Source organism: Vibrio xiamenensis (assembly GCF_900100015.1).
Classification (GTDB): Bacteria; Pseudomonadota; Gammaproteobacteria; order Enterobacterales; family Vibrionaceae; genus Vibrio; species Vibrio xiamenensis.
In genome coordinates this window covers 24633-42796 of sequence record NZ_FNDD01000034.1, presented here as the reverse complement: position 1 = coordinate 42796, position 18164 = coordinate 24633, and the positions used below count along the sequence as shown (strand labels likewise).

The following is an 18164-nucleotide window of genomic DNA, read 5'->3' as shown; positions in this document are numbered from 1 at the left end:
CATTTTTATTTCAGCAAATTCTCGCAACAACGATCAAATTAGATAAAGCGGCCTTGATGCCACTGACGCCACATCACCCACGCCAAACTAAGACCACGCATCGCCATAAAGCTTAACATCGCCAGCCACAGTGCATGGTTGCCCCAACTCGAACAGGCGTAGTAAACAATAAAGAAACAGCTCGCTGCCACCACCATTCCATTGCGCATTTCGCGGCCTTTGGTCGCGCCAATAAACACGCCATCGAGCAGAAAGCACCACATCGAAACTAACGGCATCGCCACTAGCCAAGGCAAGTAAACTTTCGCCTGCTGCTGAACAACGGGAATATCGGTGATCAGTTTGATCAGCCACTCACCGGCAAATGCAAAAACCAGCGCCAATAACGTACAAATAACCACACCCCAAAAGCTGGTGCCTAGCATCGATACGCTGAGCTCGCTGCGATTTTTTGCCCCAATAGCTTTACCGACCAAGGCCTCCATGGCGTAAGCAAAGCCATCCATACCGTAGGAAATGATCATTAAAAAGCTCATTAGAACGGCGTTGGCAGCGACGATATCATCGCCAAAACTGGCGCCTTGAAATGTCATAAAGCTAAATGCCGCTTGCAAGCATAGCGAGCGTAAAAAGATATCGCGATTAAGCTTAATAAAACGTCCAATGTCGTTTGCCATATCGCGAATAACCGCCGCTAGAGCTGGCATAGCTTGGCGTCGCCAGGTGTTGATAACACAACATAGTGCAAACGCCATCGCGGTGTAATCGGAGATAACCGATGCCAGCGCAGCACCTTGCACTTTCCAATCCAGCCCGACAACAAACCACACATCCAGTAGGATATTGGTGAGATTGGAAATGATCACCATCCACATTGGCGCACGGCTATTTTGTGTGCCAAGCAGCCAACCAAGTAGCACAAAATTACTCAGCGCCGCTGGCGCGCTCCAAGCACGAATCGCGAAATATTGGTGACCATAAAACTTCACATCTTGGCTGGCATCGCTCCAAGAGAAAACCCTATCAGCCAGCCAAGGTTTCAGCAATAAAAACACCAGCGCAAAGCCAAGTGCCATCGCCAAACCTTGAATTAACACTAATGCAAGTTGCTTGAGGTTATCTGCACCATAGGCTTGCGCGGTTAAGCCAGTGGTCGACATGCGCAGAAATCCTAATAGCCAGAATGTCACGCTAAGCATGGTACTGCCCAAAGCCACACCGCCAAGATAATAAGCATGCTCAAGGTGACCAATGACGGCTGCATCGACCAAGCCAAGCAAAGGAACGGTAATGTTGGAAAGCACCATAGGGATCGCCAGCATAAGGACTTTCTTATGCATGGCACGATCGAGAAGGGTTGGAAGGACTTGCACAGCAACACTCAGTTGATTAAACCAATCAAGAGTGTAACTGGATCACCATCGAAGCTGAACTAAAACTGGCGTGAGCCTTTGTTTTAATGAAGGAAACCGCCTTAAGCAACGCTGCCATAAGCGCCAACGTTCACATTGGCGATCCAGCGGTGAGAAACTTTGGCTCCAACGTACCCACGGCAAATAATTCAGCAAAGCTTGATGAGGCTGAGCAAAACCATGAGCATAAGATTCAGAGCCCAATTTCTGGCCGTAGCGGTTACCACATAAATCCCCCGCCACCACAAAGCAGCCGCAGGCGTTCTCAAACTGGTGTCCGAGCGCTTGAACAAACTTCGCCACTTGCGACTGAGTGCAATCAAGCAAAGCATGCTCACACACGATGAGCAGCGGGGTATTTTGCGGAACCTCAACCTGCTCAAGCCAAGTGAGATCTTCCACACTACCGCAGACATGTTTGTAACGTTCGCTACGATGAAACAGCTTTTGCCGCCAGATAAGATGTTCGGTGACGTCGAGTTCAATCCAGTGACACCGGCCGTTATCAACACGGTAAAAACGTGTATCAAGCCCAGCGCCAACATTAATCACCCATGCATCGGGATGGCGAGCAATAAAATCACTGATTTTTTCGTCACATAAACGCGTCAAGGTGACATGCAACAGCTGTTTTTGCGCCACATCACCAGATAAACAATCGGGAGCAAGATAACAGCGCTGGCAAGCATTGGCTGCAATAGGATCGTAAACAAGCCCATTATCTAATAGGCTCTCTTGACTCCGTAACCACATAGGTTTGAGCAAATTCGCCGGGATCTGATAGTGCGCTTTATCAGCAGTAACGCGATTAGGATTTTGAGAAGTGACCATTATCATCTTCCTCCATCGAACATGAAAAGATGATAATGGTTATCGTTTGAAGAGACAAGTTATTGAGAATAGATATCAATAACTATTTTTATCACATCCAATCTGTATTACGAATAATACCGACGGCCAAGCCTTCGATTGTCAGGTGTTGACTGGTTAAGTCGACTTTAATCGGCGCAAACTCTTGGTTTTCTGCGTGAAGCAACACGGTCGAACCTTTACGTTCAAGGCGCTTAACCGTTACGTCGTCGTCGACGCGGGCCACAACTACTTGGCCGTCACGTACATCTTGAGTTTTATGTACTGCTAGAAGGTCGCCATCCATAATGCCGATGTCTTTCATACTTTCACCTTGAACGCGAAGTAAGAAGTCAGCTTGAGGCTTGAACATAGAAGCATCAACTTGATAGTGTGCTTCGACATGCTCTTGAGCCAAAATCGGTTCACCAGCCGCGACTTGACCAATCAGAGGTAAACCCTGGTCTTCATTAGCTGCGTTATCGAGGAGAATACGAATGCCACGTGAGGCACCAGGGATAATTTCGATTACTTGTTTTCTAGCCAGCGCTTTAAGGTGCTCTTCCGCCGCGTTAGCGGAACGGAAACCAAGTTCACGTGCGATCTCAGCACGAGTTGGTGGCATACCTGTATCATCGATCTTGCTTCTGATAAGGTCGAACACTTGTTGCTGGCGGGGCGTTAAAGGCTTCATAGTTTACCTGTCTTTTTATACAGTCAACTGTGAGTATATCCAGTAATCGATGAAATGCAACGCCAATTGCTTGTTTTTTAGGTATTCTTACCGCCACTCCACTTCAGGTAAGCAAGTACTTGCCTATCTCCCAGCACTTTTATTCATGCGATGGTTGATATTTGCGCACAAAGAACCTACATCCAATTCAGTAACTTAGGAATAAAAGCGGCGAAATGATGTAAATTTGCCGTGTTCCTCCATAAATAAGAAGTAAAAGGTTAGACCAGTTTCTGGTATTCTTGCTCGCTAAAAATGTCTGCTTGCAACCACAATATTACAGTGGTCAACCCTGCGTTTTAACGCATTCAAGCGTATTAACTAATTTTGAGGCTAAAAAGCTTTATGTCTTCCGGACACGCATTCTCTCGCTCGCTATTGAAACTGCCGGTTTCTTTATTAGTGAAAGGCACCACCATTCCATCTAATCCGATCGATGACCATCAGATCGACGTGACCAAGCCGATTGTGTACGCGATGCCATTTCGCTCCAATGTCGATTTGCTGGCTCTGCAGCAGCAAGTGGTTAAGCTCGGTCTTCCCGATCCACTCTCGCCACTAGAAATCGATGGCAAGCAATACCCACGCTATGTGTTCACCTCGTCGCGCCCAACCGTGATGGGCAATGACCACGACGTACCGCAAGAGTCGATCAGCCAATTTTCGGAATTATTAGAGCTACATAAGTTCAATAGCGACCTCGACATTCAAATGATGCCGGCGACCGTGCTTTGGGGACGAAAACCGGGGAAAGAATCGGAACAAAAACCCTATCTCAAACCGCTCAATGGTCCACAAAAAGCCAAAGCGGTGCTCTTCTCCGGTCGTGATTGTTTAGTGCGTCTAAGCTCATTGGTTTCTCTGCGTTATATGGCGGATGCCCATGGCACAGATCAGGCGATTGCCCATAAGCTCGCGCGCGTTGCAAGAATTCACTTTTCCAGGCAAAAACTGGCGGCATCTGGTCCGAACCTGCCAAGTCGCCAAGCGCTGTTTAACCGCTTAATCAAATCTAAAGCGATTGAAAAAGTGATCGCCGATGAAGCCCGTGCACGCAAAGTCGAGGTGAGTAAAGTCACCAAAGAAGCGCACGATATCATGGACGAAATTGCCGCGGATTTCTCGTATTCACTAGTGAAAAAAGGTGACCGCTTATTAGGCTGGCTATGGAATCGCATCTACCATGGCCTACACATTCATAATGCCACTGCGGTGCGTAAGCTCGCGCAAGACGGCCACGAAATTGTCTATGTGCCGTGTCACCGTAGCCATATGGACTACCTGCTGCTTTCATATGTGCTGTATCACGAAGGTATGGTACCGCCACATATCGCGGCCGGTATTAACCTTAACTTCTTCCCTGCTGGGCCGATTTTCCGCCGTGGTGGTGCATTCTTTATTCGCCGCAGTTTTAAAGGTAATAAGCTCTACTCGACTATCTTTCGCGAATACTTGGCTGAACTCTTTGCTAAAGGCTACTCAGTTGAGTACTTCAGTGAAGGTGGCCGTTCACGCACTGGACGTTTGTTGAGTGCTAAAACTGGGATGTTGGCGATGACGATTCAAGCCATGCTACGCGGCTTAAATCGTCCGGTCACCCTAGTGCCGGTTTACATCGGTTACGAACACGTGATGGAAGTGAGCACTTACGCGAAAGAACTCCGTGGTAAGCGCAAAGAGAAAGAAAACGCGGGTTTGGTGCTGCGCACGATTCGTAAGCTACGTAACTTTGGGCTTGGCTATGTGAACTTTGGTGAACCGATTCCGCTCAATCATTATCTCAACGAACACGCGCCAGAGTGGACACAAGACATTGACCCGATGGGTGCCAGCAAACCCCAATGGTTAACGCCGGTGGTCAACTCGCTGGCCAACAAGATGATGACTCATATTAACGATGCTGCCGCCGCCAACGCCCTGACCTTATGCGCCACTGCGCTGCTTGCATCACGTCAACGCGCTTTGTCTCGCGATAGCTTAATTAAGCAAATTGAAAGCTACCTGTCACTGCTGCGTAATGTGCGTTATTCCAACACTTATACGGTGCCGAATAAAACCGCCGAAGAGTTAGTGGATCACGCCATTTCACTGGATAAGTTTGTGGTTGAATCGGACATTATGGGCGACATCATCTCGCTTGACCGTAACCAGTCGATTCTGATGACTTACTATCGCAACAACATTATCCATCTGTTTGCGATTCCTTCGCTGATAGCGCAAATTCTGATTCGTCAGCAATCGGCAACACTTGGTGATATTCAAGCGACGGTAGCGCGCATCTTCCCGTTCCTAAAACAAGAGCTGTTCCTTGGCCTAGAGCAAGAGAACTTGGATGAGATGGTGAGTGCATACTTAGCTGAACTTGATGAGCAGGGCATCATCAGTATCGAAGGCGAACAAGTGGCGATTAACCAATCCAATACTCAAGTGCTGATGCTGTTGGGTAGAACGATTTCGGAAACCTTACAACGCTACGCCATCACCCTCAATCTGCTTGCCTCTAGCCCAGAAGTGGGTAAAGCGGATCTTGAGAAGATGAGCCAAGAAATCGCTCAGCGTCTTGGCCGCTTGCATGGTATTAACGCACCGGAATTCTTTGATAAAGGCGTGTTCTCAGCCATGTTTACGACATTGAAACAGCAAGGTTATCTCGATAGCGATGGCAATGTGAATCAAGACAAGAGCGCGCTATTGGCGCAGCAGCTGTATGGTCTGCTCTACCCCGAAGTGCGCCTCACGATTCAAGAAAGTATCTGCCGCGCGGGTGAAACCTGCGACGGATTAGAAAGTTAATCACGTTGAAACACAAAAAAGGCATCCTTATGGATGCCTTTTCTTTTCAAGCTTAATCAGGTTCACTACCAAGCTGCCTGTGCCAATAACTTACCAAAACGCCAGCAGTAAACCACCAGCAATCGCCATTCCGACGTAATTGTTATTGAGGAAGGCTTGGAAACACAAGTTGCGCTCACGGTGGCGAATTAAGTGCTGCTGAAACACAAACAGCGCCGCGGCAACAAGCAGACACCAGTAATAGCTTGCTCCCAACTGATAAAACGATCCCAGAGCCATCAGCATCACTAGCGTGACCAACTGCAAGGCGCCGATGATCATTTTATCGAAGCGACCAAATAAAATAGCCGTCGATTTGATACCGATTTTTAAATCGTCGTCGCGGTCGACCATTGCATATTGAGTATCGTAAGCCACCGTCCATAATGCGTTGATAACAAAAACAAACCATACCATCGCAGGCACTTCATTCGCCTGCGCCGCCCAAGCCATAGGAATCGACCAACTAAACGCCAAGCCTAGAAAGATCTGCGGCAGATGAGTATAACGCTTCATAAACGGGTAGATGAATGCCAGTACGATCCCGGCAAACGACAACTTGATCGTCAGCGGATTCATGGTTAACACCAGCAAAAACGAGATGCTCCCTAGCACTAAAAATAGCGCCATTGCCTCTTTGGCGGTAACCAATCCAGCAGGCAGTGGCCTCTGCTCGGTGCGCTTAACAAAGCCATCCACTTTACGATCAGCAAAGTCATTAATCACACACCCCGCCGCACGCATCAGTACAACACCGGCAACAAATACCAGTAACACTTTGAAATCAGGTAAACCTTGGGCGGCTAAAATTAACGCCCAGAGCGTTGGCCAAAGTAACAAAAGTGTGCCAATTGGCCGATCCATTCGCGCCAACTGCCAATACGCTTTTGCTTTTTCCACTATCATTGTGAAGCGTTCTCCTGTGAGTAAAACGGGGCTTCGGGCAGAAACAGTTCCGCCACCAGCATGGGTTTATGATTCATCCATAATCGTGAGCGACGGGCCATTAATAGACCGTACTCAGTGGCGACACATCCAACCTGCAGCGCATCGCGCCTAACATTATCAGCATTAAAAACCGTTAATCCGAGGGGAATGTCACCTTGCTGAGTTAAATCAACATCTTGCTCGATTAAAGATGAGTTTGGAATCAAGGTTCGACCTAACACCCAAGCGCGGTCATCACCGTGCAGTACCACTTTACGCAGTAAACAGCGTTCATCACTCAACAAAATTCGCTCATGCTCGGCCAATTCATCCTTTGGTATGAACTGATTATGGAGTAACTCCACACTGAGTTGTTGGCACTGTTTGGCTAATAAACGTGATAAAGAGCCATTTTCCAGCATCCATTTTTTGGCCATTTCAGAGGGAAAGTTAAACTTATCAGGTGATTGCCAATCAATGTTTTGCAATGCAGAAAGAAAATGAGTTATTGATTGGTTCATACTAGTATTCAATTATTGGCTTTATCACTACACTAAAGCATGATGCTTTGGTTATCCCACGATATCAAATGGTTGGTGCATTATGATGAGGGTCAGAAGCGCCATTGTAACAAGACTCAAGTGATTCGAATATCGCGAACCAACAAAAGACAAGACAGAAATATGCTGAAACGCTACATAGTCCAAATAATTATCGCATTAAGTGCGCTTATCGCACTTCCTTCCCTTGCGGCAGAAGAAGGGCAAGACAAGTTAGCGTATTTCACGCTGGAACCGGATTTAACCACCAACTTCTATACCAAAGGCAAGCAGCTCGGCTACATTCAAGTTCGAATCGACATTATGGTCGCCAGAGAAGCCGACTTACCACTGATTGAACGTCATCAGCCGTTGATCCGCGATGCTGTGGTTGAAATGTTAGGTAAACAAAGTGAAGACACCATCAAATCGCTGGCGGGTCGCGAAGACTTGCGTAAAAACTTGGTGCAGTACCTAAACAGCATTTTACTGCCTGAAACCGGTAAAACCGTCATTGCCGATTTGCTGTTTACCAAATATCTCTACCAATAAACCATCACGCAGAAAAAAGGCGGCTCGTTAAGCCGCCTTTTCTCATCAAGCGCTTTTCCAGCGCTCGGCATCAACTAGGCCAAGTACCACACCTGCGACTAAACCAACTAAGTGGGCCGTATTGGCAATCGCCATAAACGGCTGGAAAAAGCCCAGCGCTAGCCACACCAACATAAAGCCGATCAGCGTTTTAGGCATCATGACGCCAAGATTTGGCGCTCGAACACTGAGCATCCATGAGTAGCCGACTAAGCCGTAAACTACACCAGACAAACCACCAAAGTTTGCACCTTCAACCCAGTACTGACCCGCACCAGATAGCGCCGCAGAAACTAAAAAGATCTTAATGAGTGTCGCTGAACCGATTTTTTTCTCAACATCGCCGCCAAACTGCCACCACCACAGCAAGTTAAACACAATATGCATTACCGAAAAATGCAGAAACGCATGTGTTACCCAGCGCCATAGCTGCCATTTCTGCTCAGCAAAAGCAGGAAAATGCAGCGCATTGAAGATAGCATTTCCAGAGCCAAGTTGAGCCAGAGCGAAAATCACACCACACACGAGCATAACTGCGATAGTGAACGGCCCGGCTTTGGCTTTTACCATGGCTAGCAAACTGGGTGAATGATAGCGAAATGAGCTTTTACGACTGTCGGCCACACTCCATGATGCAGCCTGATAACGCGCAGCGGTTGGGTCGTTGAGAAAGTGTTTGAGCTCCGCTTCCACCTCGACCTGATGCTGCCCATCCTTAAGCCATAATGAAAACTGACCACTCCCCTCCGCCATCATCTGAATATCTATTTGGCGCGAGGCCATATAGTCGATAAAAGCTTGTGCCATTCGCGGGTTATTTAGGGCGATCAGTCTAATCATAATTCTCTCTACTGGTTGGTTTCGACAGGCAAGTTGGCACGGTGCCAGGCCTCAAAGCCGCCATCGACACTGTACACTTGCTCAAATCCTTGGTTAACAAGGTATTGAGCGGCACCTTGACTACTGATCCCGTGATAACACATCACTAAGACCGGTTGCTCGAATTCTACTTCATTCATAAAGCTCACCATGGTGTCGTTAGTGAGATGAAAGGCAGACTGTGCATGTGCTAGCGCAAAAGCTTGTGGGTCACGAATGTCCACCAAACGTGCTTCACCTTGCTCCAATAGCGCCTGAGCGGCATTAACATCAATGTGCTTGAACTGCTCCATATTTACTTTCTCTTTATCGTTGTCATTCATGTTGGCATTGTAACCTATCCCAAGGGCGACGTGTAAAGCGCCACCTTCAGGTTATCCACCACAGGTTACTTTTCCATCGTTTGTGGATAAAGCTGTGGATTACGTTGATAAAGTGGTTATGAAAAAGAAGATCCACAAGATGTAGTGTTGATCCTGATTTATATGTGTGTAAATTAAAAACTATCCCCATGACAAATAACGCCATAATCCCTTTATTCACCCCGCTTTCTGACAGCTAGCAAAGAAATTTGTCACAGAGTTATACACAGGACGCTGCACCATGTTTGATCACCATTTTTGCGCAAATATAAAAAAACCGAGATCATCAGATCTCGGTTTTTTGTCATTGGATCGAGGGGCAAATCGATTAGAATTCGCCAACCGCCAATTTCAATTTCTTCATCGCATTCTTTTCAAGCTGACGAATACGTTCTGCGGAGACACCGTATGTTTCCGCCAAATCTTGCAAGGTGGACTTCTGATCATCCAACCAACGAGAACGCACAATATGCTGACTACGGTCATCTAGGCTCGACAAAGCTAAGTTCAAGCGATTATTAGTGTGCTCTTCCCAGTTCTGCGCTTCAAGATTCTCCGCCACATCTGAGGCTTTATCTTGCAAGTACAGCATTGGTGCTGAATAAGACGGGCTTGAATCTTCATCATCACTGCTCGACATATCAAATGCGGCATCTTGTGCAGCAAGACGGGATTCCATCTCACGCACTTCTGAAGGCTCAACGCCTAACTCACGTGCAACAGTTTCGATTTCACCGTTGTTAAACCAGCCGAGACGTTTTTTCGACTTACGCAAGTTGAAGAACAATTTACGCTGCGCTTTGGTGGTCGCAATCTTAACGATACGCCAGTTGCGCAATACATATTCATGAATTTCGGCTTTGATCCAATGCACAGCAAAAGAAACCAAACGCACACCCACTTCCGGGTTGAAACGTTTTACCGCTTTCATTAGACCAATGTTGCCTTCTTGAACTAGGTCGGCCATAGGAAGACCATAACCAGAATAGCCACGAGCGACATGCACAACAAAACGCAGGTGCGATAGGATCAAGCCTTTCGCGGCCTCGATTTCGCCGTCGTAGTACAGTCTCTCCGCCAGTTCACGTTCTTCTTCAGCAGTCAGCATTGCGTAGCTGTTTACTGAGCGAATATAGCTGTCTAGGCTATCTTGTGTTACTACGGCCATTGGATACGCTTGGTTAGTCATTCAATTCCTCATCAAATTTGATATGGAGTACTTTTTATAACTGATCCATCTTGAACTCAAAATGAACAAGTTGCAAGCAAGGCAGCCATTATCCACAGCTGCCACCGCAATACAACCTACCAAAGTATACGGTAGCAGTTACGATTTTCAATAGTATGACATTGAGCCATTAAACAGGTTCAATTTCTTTTAAATGTCGCTGAGCTGAGACCTTAGCCGCCAAGCAACCGATGAAGGTGCCAAGCATTAACAGCAGCAGAGTTTCATCCCAACCAAGGCCGATGAGACGGAATTGGCTATCGTAAAGAGCGGCCAGCGACTCAACACTGCTGTTGAGCAGAACGGTAACAATCGCAGTGAAGATCCACGCTGCTAACGCGCCAAGTAACCCAAACCACATGCCGGAATACAGATAAGGACGCAAAATATACGCATCGGTCGCGCCAATCAGCTTCATGGTTTGAATCGCTTCTTTATCGGCTAAAACGTTAAATCTCAACGTATTACCGACAATCAAGAACACCGAACACAACATCAATAGCGAAAGAATCGTCACGATAGTGCTAACCAAAGTACGAATCGCATCAAGGCGCGTCATCCAATCTTCGTCCATACGCACATCTGTGATGACATTGTTCTCTCGCAGCTGACGCGCCAGAGACTGCACTGAATGTTTATCATCAGACGCGGGAGTAATAATCAGCACCGGCGGCAACGCATAGTTATCGAGCAACGAAATCGCCTGATCAAAACCAGAATATTCGCTTAGCTCAGCCAGTCCTTGCTGTGACGAGATATACTGCACCGCTTTAATCTCTTGGTTGGCTTCGAGTTCATCTTTAAGCACCATGATTTTCGCTTCTGGGGTGCGCTCTGCGATATAAGCGCTAATTTGCGAAGGTCCGGTGACATCATCCGATACCGCCGCGACGTTTTTGCCCATCAGGTACAAACATGCAGGCAGCGCGAGCGCCATCGAAATCACGGCTAAAGTCAGTAAATTACCCAGCGGACGTGACCATAAAGCTTTAAACGACGCTTTGGCTTGCTTGTAGTGCACCGTAAAAAAGCCGTCGTTCTTTTTTACTCGCGTCGATGCCGCTTGAGGCTTGGTTTTCTTTTTGGTTTTCACTTTATTGCGCGTATTAGCATTAACGGCCATAGTCTTGAACCTCACTTAAAAAACCTTGGTTCAATTCAAGATGACGATATTGCGGACGCGTGTTAACCAGCTCAATATCGTGGGTCGCCAAAATGATGCTCACACCAGCGCGATTAAATTCTTCAAACAATTTCAACACTAAATTAGACAGTTCAGGGTCAAGGTTACCAGTTGGCTCATCAGCCAGTAGTAAGGTTGGACGATTCACGACAGCGCGCGCAATACCGACACGTTGCTGTTCACCACCAGAGAGCTGGCTTGGCAAACAGCGCGCTTTATCCAAAAGCCCGGTCTTATCCAGCGCAGCACTGACACGGCGTTTAATCTCTTCTTCAGAAAAAGATTCAATCCGCATGGGCAGCGCGACGTTTTCGTAAACGCTGCGATCCATCAACAAACGATGATCTTGGAACACAATGCCGATATTACGGCGTAGAAAAGGAATGTCTTTGGTTGGGATTCGAGTGATGTCGTGATCATTAAAGCTGATTTTGCCATCGGTTGGACGCTCTATTGCGCAGATAAGTTTTAGTAATGTGCTTTTTCCCGCACCAGAATGGCCACCCAAAAATACCATTTCGCCACTGCGAAGATGAAAATCGACTTTTTGTAGAGCCTGACGTCCACCTCGGTAAGCCTTACTGACTTGCTGAAACTTTATCACCCATCAATCCTCTTCTATGAGCTGGTTTAAAGGGGCCGAAGCCCCTGTTTATTAGTCTTCTCGGCTAAATAGCGCTTCAATAAATTCTTGCGTTTCAAATGGACGCAAATCGTTGATGCCTTCACCAACACCAATAAAACGAATTGGAATCTGGAACTGGTCAGCAATGGCAAAAATCACCCCACCTTTCGCAGTACCATCGAGTTTGGTCAATGTGATACCTGTTATTGGCGCAACATCGCTAAACAGTTTGGCTTGGCTAATGGCGTTTTGTCCGGTTCCGGCATCAAGCGTCAACATAATTTCATGCGGCGCAGAATCGTCGATCTTTTTCATCACGCGAACGATTTTGCGCAGTTCTTCCATTAAATTGCTCTTGTTTTGCAAACGACCGGCAGTATCAGCGATCACCACATCAACGCCGCGCGCTTTCGCCGCTTCAATCGCATCGTAGATAACCGAAGCACTATCAGCACCAGTGTGCTGAGCGATAACCGGCACGTTATTGCGTTCGCCCCACACTTGCAGCTGCTCTACCGCTGCCGCGCGGAACGTATCGCCCGCCGCCAAAATCACTTTCTTACCTTGTGACTGGAACTGCTTGGCCAATTTACCAATCGTGGTGGTTTTACCCACACCGTTAACACCAACCATCAAAATCACATACGGCGTTTTACTGGTGTCGACTTCAAGTGGCTGTTCCACTTGTTTTAAGATGTCGGCCATCTCGTCTTTTAACAGACCGTAAAGCGCTTCACCGTCTTTTAACTCTTGATGCGACGCTTTCTCGGTTAAGTTTTCAATGATCTTCATTGTGGTGTCCATACCGACATCCGCAATGAGCAGCTGCTCTTCTAACTCTTCAAACAGGTCATCATTGATTTTTTTGCCTTTGAACAAACCAAAGAAACCGGCACCAATATTGGCTTTGGTACGCGCAAGGCTGCGCTTCAAACGGGCGAAAAAGCTTTCGGTCGGTTTCTCTTGCTCTTGCACTCGCGACGCTTGTGGCAACTCTTCTGCTTCTGCTTCTGCTTCTGCTTCTGCTTCTGCTTCTGCTTCTGCTAGAACAGTTTCGTCGGCTGGCTGTGGTTCTGCGAGCGATGATTGCTGTGTTGTTTCTTCTGCTGGCTCAGGCTGCGCTTCATCACCAACAACTTCTGATTGTAATTCTTCTTGCTCTTCGGCAGCGGACTTGGCTTGCTCTTCCTCGCCAAAACCAAGCCAGGAAAGTAAACCGCGCTTCTTTTTTTCCGTCATCAGGGAATATCCTAGATCTACTGAATTAATGCTTTCTGGCTCTTTTCCAAGGGATTATCCCTGTTCGTGAAAAGAGGAATGACAAAGTCATGAAAAGTTTTTTGTAAAGTGGGCTCGGTTATTTGCTCGTCTGCCATATGTATTCGTCGAATAACATGCGAAAGATGCATCCCCAAGCCGTTAGCGTTACACTCTGTCACCAATCCATATCTGAACTGTCCTCAGGGAACACAGACTGTGTTATCACCTGGGCAACGGATTATAGTATCACTTAATTTGCGGTCAAAAAATCTATGGTAAGACGTCCACAGCAAAAAGCCTCACAAAAACGTGCTTCAAGTGGCTTTATTCGCATTATTAGCGGCTTATGGCGCGGAAGAAAACTTCCGGTTCACGATGCCGAAGGGCTACGCCCCACCACAGATAGAGTCAAAGAGACGCTGTTTAACTGGCTTGCTCAAGATATACCAGGCGCCAAGTGTTTGGATGTTTTTGCCGGCTCTGGCGGTTTAGGCTTTGAAGCTGCATCACGCCAAGCGCAAAAAGTCACACTTTTAGAGCTCAACCCGGCGGCATTTAAAGTGCTGGAAAAAAATAGCCAAGCGCTCAATGCGACCAATCTAGAAGTGCTCCACACTGACGCTCTGCAGTTTTTGCAAAAACCGGGCAGCCAATACGATGTGGTCTTTATCGACCCGCCATTTCGCAAAGGCTTGCTTCCAGATACGTTAACCTTACTTGAGCAACATGGCTGGTTGGCAGACAACGCGCTGATTTATATTGAAACAGAAAAGGAATTGACTTTAGAGGCGATTCCGCAAAACTGGCACCTTCATCGAGAGAAGAATGCTGGCCAAGTCAGCTATCGTTTATATGCAAGGACAAGTTCATGAAAGGGTTGTTAATCCTCGCTAAAGCCGCCATCGCATTTGTGTGGCTGGTGCTGATCATTAACATTGTGATGCCGTTTCCCGGAAAAGCCGCAATTGCGCTGTACATCATGACCGCATTTTTATTTATTATGCACGGTTTACAAGCTCTGATTTTTATTGGCGCGTTCGGTGACAAAATCACCATGAGCCGCTGGGAAAAATGGTCGATTTTAGTGTTTGGCATTTTTGCGCTGCTGGATATTCGCCGCAAACACATGAGCTAATTCTAAAATCAGCCAGCGAACTCAAAAAGCCGCATTCAATGCGGCTTTTTTATGCCTCGCGATTGGCGCTCGGGCCAAGCGTTTCCATTGGATCAGCTTGCTCGCCATCGCGACTAAGCTCAGCGCGCGTTTTGGGCAGACAATGTGGATAGTTGTGCTGCACAAAGCGAATCATCTCTTCACGGACGTAACAGCGCAGATCCCACGCAACTGGCGAGTTTTTTGCTGTCATCAGCAAACGAATCGTCATGGTATGGTCACTGCAATCACTGACTTGAAAGGCTTTTGCTTCACCATCCCACATGTCAGTTTGTTCAAGGATATGGTCGAAATGGCGGCGCAGCGGTTCAAGCGGCATGGTGTAATCGGTGTAGAGAAATACTGAGCCCAAAATCTGCGCGGTAGAACGAGTCCAGTTCTGAAACGAGTTCTCGGTGAAATAAGTGATTGGTAGAATCAATCTGCGCATATCCCAAATGCGCACTACCACGTAAGTAAGATTGATCTCTTCAATCCAGCCCCACTCACCTTCCACCACCACCGCATCGTCGATTTTGATTGGCTGAGTAAACGCTATCTGAATACCTGCAAATAAATTCGACAAGGTTTTTTGCAACGCAAAACCGATGATAATACCAGCAACCCCGGCACCGGTGAGAATGGTGGTGCCATATTGGCGAACGCTATCGAAGCTCAGCAAAATCATCGCCGAGGCGATCACCACAATCACGACAATGGCGATTTTTTTCACGTACATGATTTGGGTGCGCGCTTTACGGGCTTTGAGGTTATCCGCCATCGAAATATCATAGCGTTTGAACAGCACGTCCTCGACCACATGGGTGAGGCGAATCACAATCAGCGATATCGATACCACAATCAAAATCTGCAGAATTTGCCGAATCAGGGCAATTTTGTCGGCCGAAAGTACCAACCAGCCCGCGCAGGCGTGAAGAATGATACAGGGGATAAACAGTAGAATACTGCCTTTAAGGTGCTTTTGCAGGGATTCAAACAGGAAACGATCGCCACGTCGGGCATTGAATTTCAACACGCCAGACAGGACAAAACGAAACATCATGCCGACAAAAAACGCTATCGCAATTAAGGATAGCGTCGCAATCAACGGATAAGTTGCGAAGTAATATTCAGGGTGTAGTTTCATTCTTACAGCCTACACCACTGAATAAAAAACGATCAACCCGCCATATAGCTTTTCACCCCGTCAAGGAACATCTGGGTGGAGATCATCACCAATAACAAGCCCATTAAACGCTCAATTGCCTTCAGGCCACGTTCGCCCAAAATACGATGGAAAAAGCCGTAGAACATCAAAATAACGAAGGTGCCAAACCAGGCTAATAACACCGATGCTGAAAGCTCTAACATGCGGTCAGGGTATTGGTTCGATAGCAGTAGCAGCGCAGCAATCACCGAAGGTCCGGCGATCATCGGGATGGCTAGAGGCACGATAAACGGCTCTTCACCCGCCGCCAATCCTGTGATGCTTCCTGCGCTTGGAAATATCATTTTTATCGCAATGATAAACAGGATCACGCCACCCGAAATACTTAACGTTTCAGGTTGCACATGTAAGAAATTAAGGATGCTTTGTCCAGCATATAAGAACATCAGCAAAATCGCTAATGCACATAGAAGTTCGCGGATTAAGACTTTACGACGCCGCTTGGGATCTAAATGCTTTAAGATCGATAAAACAATCGGCAAATTGCCAAGCGGGTCCATGATCAAAAACAACATGGTCGCGGCAGAAAAGATTTCCATAGCTAAAAAGGCCTCCACAGGCAATCACTTTACAGGTTGTCACAGTAGATATTCCTTATCTCGCCTAAATGATGACGGTTATAAACCAAACCGATTGAGACGCCGCCGTGTTCCTTATCGCGGGGGATACACAAGACCATAGAATAGAACACGATTCAACTAATGAGTGATAGGTGGATTCAAAAATATTTAAATAACTGATAAGAAGGGATTTTTAAATGGCTCAAATGACATGTTAGGAAATGACTAAAGCACCAACAGAGCCAGACAACTGCGAAACTTTCACGTCGCGAACACATCACCAACGCTCAACTTCGCACCAGCTCAATGGCGACTAGGCAGGAAACGGCTTAGTGCTCATGGTCATGGTCATGGTCACACACTTTCGCTTGGTTCATGGTCCATTTGTTTTCGACTTCAATAATCTTCTGATTTTCTTTAAAAAAATCAAACAAGCTATCAAAGTCAAAGCCTTGCAGTTTGCAGGTTCGAAAACGGGCATCAAGACCATATTGCTCAGTGATGAATTGGCGTAATTCGAGTTCCGCCATGGGTGTGGCCTTAAGCAAGTTAAGAATTTTGTGGGCGTGAATTTGTTCAGACATACGTTCCTCGCTGCGTTTGCTGATATGGGTGAATCGAGCTACTCAGCATACGCCACTCTCAGCGTAGAAACTTTGATGCTAGATAAGCACTGATGCCGTAATAAGAGAATGCGCCAACAAATAACTGCCTGAGATCCAATATCGTCCGCCACGGAATGAGCGCTTGTGATCGTAAATTGCAAGCAGAGCCGCCGACAACGCTAATACTATGGTGCCCGCCATACCGAGCGCATTGGCGCAAGTCGGTGTGAGTAACCACACTTGCCCAGCTGCCCAGTTAAGCTGCAACAGCATCATGCCCATAATTGCGACAGGGAAAATTAAACGGTCGATCAAAGGGAGGAACAGGAAGAACGCCACAATACCACCAGCCAGTAACATAGAGGGCACCCACCACACAATATCGCCAGACAACAGCAGCCAGAACGACTTGCTATAGCTGAGCTGGGCGAGAAGAAAAGCCACAAATGTGAGGCGCAGATGACGTTTAAACAAATACAGGGTGTCGGCAACCATCGAGATAATCAGACCAACAGCAATCCATACGCCAGACGTCATTTGTGACTCTGGACGATGAACTAACATAACGATCAGCAAAATTAAGCTCAACGCGTGAAATACAGCAGCCTGAATTTTTTGATTACGCTCATTAGCCGAAATGCTAATAAAACCAGAAAGCGCGACGGACAGCCAGCTCCACATGCAAACACCTCTTGTTATTTCCGCCGCCAGTTTAGGCGCACCGAATGATAAGTCCAGCAGACGACATGAAAACTTCGATCTTGATTAGGGTTATTTATCCTATAAAACACTTCTCGCGCAAGGGTTATAGAGACTTTTAATCTAAATCAATGCCTTTTTATTTCGCTGTTTGTGTAGAGCCCGAAAATCCAAAGCCACGTAGCTCTCTGCATGAAAACACCAACAAAATGCAATATCAAAAAACAAAGCAACCGTTTGCTTTTTAATATTAAAAGTCAAAATTAGATATTTAAAACATATAAAATCAATAATTTACTTAAATTTATCCACATAAAACCGGACTTCCATGTCGATGATAAATAAACACTCTGGTAGCACCCTTGATGAAGAAAAAAAACCTTCAGCGCTTATACGACCAGCCATACGACGTAAAAAATCTTTTATCGTCACCAATAAAATTGAAAATAAGCAGAAAAACTGACACCAACCACCATTGACCCCCATAAAAACAACAAAC

At 46.7% G+C, this 18164-nt stretch carries 19 protein-coding genes; 4 read left to right on the top strand and 15 right to left on the bottom strand.

Annotation, left to right across the window (positions count from 1 at the left end; all coding sequences use genetic code 11):
- Positions 1-38: 38 nt before the first annotated feature.
- From dinF to lexA, 3 genes are all read right to left on the bottom strand, one after another.
- Positions 39-1340, bottom strand: a complete 1302-nt coding sequence (gene dinF / locus BLS03_RS21265; protein ID WP_176765660.1) for an MATE family efflux transporter DinF — start codon at positions 1338-1340, stop codon at positions 39-41.
- 75 nt (positions 1341-1415) lie between these two features.
- On the bottom strand, positions 1416-2243 hold the full coding sequence (locus BLS03_RS21260) for a class I SAM-dependent methyltransferase (protein ID WP_093278672.1): 828 nt from the start codon (positions 2241-2243) through the stop codon (positions 1416-1418).
- Between the two features lie 91 nt (positions 2244-2334).
- Positions 2335-2955 (bottom strand): transcriptional repressor LexA, encoded by a 621-nt coding sequence (gene lexA, locus BLS03_RS21255; protein WP_093278670.1) that lies wholly within the window; start codon positions 2953-2955, stop codon positions 2335-2337.
- Between the two features lie 384 nt (positions 2956-3339).
- Here lexA and plsB point away from each other — a divergent pair, with 384 nt between their 5' ends.
- On the top strand, positions 3340-5787 hold the full coding sequence (gene plsB / locus BLS03_RS21250; RefSeq protein ID WP_093278668.1) for a glycerol-3-phosphate 1-O-acyltransferase PlsB: 2448 nt from the start codon (positions 3340-3342) through the stop codon (positions 5785-5787).
- A 90-nt stretch (positions 5788-5877) separates the two neighbouring features.
- On the opposite strand, the gene ubiA is transcribed toward plsB, so the two are convergent.
- Positions 5878-6732, bottom strand: coding sequence for a 4-hydroxybenzoate octaprenyltransferase (gene ubiA / locus BLS03_RS21245; protein ID WP_093278666.1), 855 nt, complete (start codon positions 6730-6732; stop codon positions 5878-5880).
- Positions 6729-7286, bottom strand: coding sequence for a chorismate lyase (locus BLS03_RS21240; RefSeq protein ID WP_176765659.1), 558 nt, complete (start codon positions 7284-7286; stop codon positions 6729-6731). The genes ubiA and BLS03_RS21240 overlap by 4 nt, the downstream gene beginning before the upstream one ends.
- Before the next feature lie 150 nt (positions 7287-7436).
- Between BLS03_RS21240 and BLS03_RS21235 the strand changes: the two genes are divergently transcribed.
- Positions 7437-7844 carry a flagellar basal body-associated protein FliL gene (locus BLS03_RS21235; RefSeq protein WP_093278731.1) on the top strand — a complete coding sequence of 136 codons (408 nt, stop codon included), beginning with the start codon at positions 7437-7439 and terminating at the stop codon, positions 7842-7844.
- Between the two features lie 45 nt (positions 7845-7889).
- Here the strand turns inward: BLS03_RS21235 and glpG are convergent, their stop codons facing one another.
- The 6 genes from glpG to ftsY form a co-directional block, all read right to left on the bottom strand.
- Positions 7890-8723: a rhomboid family intramembrane serine protease GlpG gene (gene glpG, locus BLS03_RS21230; RefSeq protein ID WP_093278662.1), complete on the bottom strand. Its 834-nt coding sequence runs from the start codon at positions 8721-8723 to the stop codon at positions 7890-7892.
- 8 nt (positions 8724-8731) lie between these two features.
- Positions 8732-9055, bottom strand: a complete 324-nt coding sequence (glpE, locus tag BLS03_RS21225; RefSeq protein WP_093278729.1) for a thiosulfate sulfurtransferase GlpE — start codon at positions 9053-9055, stop codon at positions 8732-8734.
- Between the two features lie 397 nt (positions 9056-9452).
- Positions 9453-10313, bottom strand: a complete 861-nt coding sequence (gene rpoH, locus BLS03_RS21220) for an RNA polymerase sigma factor RpoH (RefSeq protein ID WP_093278660.1) — start codon at positions 10311-10313, stop codon at positions 9453-9455.
- A 169-nt stretch (positions 10314-10482) separates the two neighbouring features.
- Entirely contained in the window at positions 10483-11475 is a 993-nt protein-coding gene (gene ftsX, locus BLS03_RS21215) for a permease-like cell division protein FtsX (RefSeq protein ID WP_093278658.1), read from the bottom strand.
- Positions 11465-12139: a cell division ATP-binding protein FtsE gene (gene ftsE / locus BLS03_RS21210; RefSeq protein ID WP_093278656.1), complete on the bottom strand. Its 675-nt coding sequence runs from the start codon at positions 12137-12139 to the stop codon at positions 11465-11467. The genes ftsX and ftsE overlap by 11 nt, the downstream gene beginning before the upstream one ends.
- Before the next feature lie 51 nt (positions 12140-12190).
- Positions 12191-13399, bottom strand: coding sequence for a signal recognition particle-docking protein FtsY (gene ftsY, locus BLS03_RS21205; RefSeq protein ID WP_093278654.1), 1209 nt, complete (start codon positions 13397-13399; stop codon positions 12191-12193).
- A gap of 293 nt (positions 13400-13692) precedes the next feature.
- Here ftsY and rsmD point away from each other — a divergent pair, with 293 nt between their 5' ends.
- Both rsmD and BLS03_RS21195 read left to right on the top strand, forming a co-directional pair.
- Positions 13693-14292, top strand: coding sequence for a 16S rRNA (guanine(966)-N(2))-methyltransferase RsmD (gene rsmD / locus BLS03_RS21200; RefSeq protein WP_093278652.1), 600 nt, complete (start codon positions 13693-13695; stop codon positions 14290-14292).
- Entirely contained in the window at positions 14289-14555 is a 267-nt protein-coding gene (locus BLS03_RS21195) for a DUF1145 domain-containing protein (RefSeq protein WP_093278650.1), read from the top strand. Before rsmD ends, BLS03_RS21195 begins: the two co-directional genes overlap by 4 nt.
- A gap of 49 nt (positions 14556-14604) precedes the next feature.
- Here BLS03_RS21195 and BLS03_RS21190 read toward each other — a convergent pair whose 3' ends face one another.
- From BLS03_RS21190 to BLS03_RS21175, 4 genes are all read right to left on the bottom strand, one after another.
- Entirely contained in the window at positions 14605-15720 is a 1116-nt protein-coding gene (locus BLS03_RS21190; protein WP_093278648.1) for a mechanosensitive ion channel family protein, read from the bottom strand.
- A 32-nt stretch (positions 15721-15752) separates the two neighbouring features.
- A complete protein-coding gene (locus tag BLS03_RS21185) occupies positions 15753-16340 on the bottom strand; it encodes a YhgN family NAAT transporter (protein WP_093278646.1) in 588 nt (195 codons plus the stop codon).
- A 350-nt stretch (positions 16341-16690) separates the two neighbouring features.
- Entirely contained in the window at positions 16691-16945 is a 255-nt protein-coding gene (locus BLS03_RS21180; RefSeq protein WP_093278644.1) for a YecH family metal-binding protein, read from the bottom strand.
- 78 nt (positions 16946-17023) lie between these two features.
- Positions 17024-17647 (bottom strand): lysoplasmalogenase, encoded by a 624-nt coding sequence (locus tag BLS03_RS21175; RefSeq protein ID WP_093278642.1) that lies wholly within the window; start codon positions 17645-17647, stop codon positions 17024-17026.
- Positions 17648-18164: the final 517 nt, after the last annotated feature.

Excerpts from the sequence above, each read along its gene's own strand:
- dinF (WP_176765660.1), bottom strand. The coding sequence starts at position 1,340 with ATGCATAAGAAAGTCCTTATGCTGGCGATCCCTATGGTGCTTTCCAAC.
- BLS03_RS21260 (WP_093278672.1), bottom strand. The coding sequence starts at position 2,243 with ATGGTCACTTCTCAAAATCCTAATCGCGTTACTGCTGATAAAGCGCAC.
- lexA (WP_093278670.1), bottom strand. The coding sequence starts at position 2,955 with ATGAAGCCTTTAACGCCCCGCCAGCAACAAGTGTTCGACCTTATCAGA.
- plsB (WP_093278668.1), top strand. The coding sequence starts at position 3,340 with ATGTCTTCCGGACACGCATTCTCTCGCTCGCTATTGAAACTGCCGGTT.
- ubiA (WP_093278666.1), bottom strand. The coding sequence starts at position 6,732 with ATGATAGTGGAAAAAGCAAAAGCGTATTGGCAGTTGGCGCGAATGGAT.
- BLS03_RS21235 (WP_093278731.1), top strand. The coding sequence starts at position 7,437 with ATGCTGAAACGCTACATAGTCCAAATAATTATCGCATTAAGTGCGCTT.
- glpG (WP_093278662.1), bottom strand. The coding sequence starts at position 8,723 with ATGATTAGACTGATCGCCCTAAATAACCCGCGAATGGCACAAGCTTTT.
- glpE (WP_093278729.1), bottom strand. The coding sequence starts at position 9,055 with ATGGAGCAGTTCAAGCACATTGATGTTAATGCCGCTCAGGCGCTATTG.
- rpoH (WP_093278660.1), bottom strand. The coding sequence starts at position 10,313 with ATGACTAACCAAGCGTATCCAATGGCCGTAGTAACACAAGATAGCCTA.
- ftsX (WP_093278658.1), bottom strand. The coding sequence starts at position 11,475 with ATGGCCGTTAATGCTAATACGCGCAATAAAGTGAAAACCAAAAAGAAA.
- ftsY (WP_093278654.1), bottom strand. The coding sequence starts at position 13,399 with ATGACGGAAAAAAAGAAGCGCGGTTTACTTTCCTGGCTTGGTTTTGGC.
- rsmD (WP_093278652.1), top strand. The coding sequence starts at position 13,693 with ATGGTAAGACGTCCACAGCAAAAAGCCTCACAAAAACGTGCTTCAAGT.
- BLS03_RS21195 (WP_093278650.1), top strand. The coding sequence starts at position 14,289 with ATGAAAGGGTTGTTAATCCTCGCTAAAGCCGCCATCGCATTTGTGTGG.
- BLS03_RS21190 (WP_093278648.1), bottom strand. The coding sequence starts at position 15,720 with ATGAAACTACACCCTGAATATTACTTCGCAACTTATCCGTTGATTGCG.
- BLS03_RS21185 (WP_093278646.1), bottom strand. The coding sequence starts at position 16,340 with ATGGAAATCTTTTCTGCCGCGACCATGTTGTTTTTGATCATGGACCCG.
- BLS03_RS21180 (WP_093278644.1), bottom strand. The coding sequence starts at position 16,945 with ATGTCTGAACAAATTCACGCCCACAAAATTCTTAACTTGCTTAAGGCC.
- BLS03_RS21175 (WP_093278642.1), bottom strand. The coding sequence starts at position 17,647 with ATGTGGAGCTGGCTGTCCGTCGCGCTTTCTGGTTTTATTAGCATTTCG.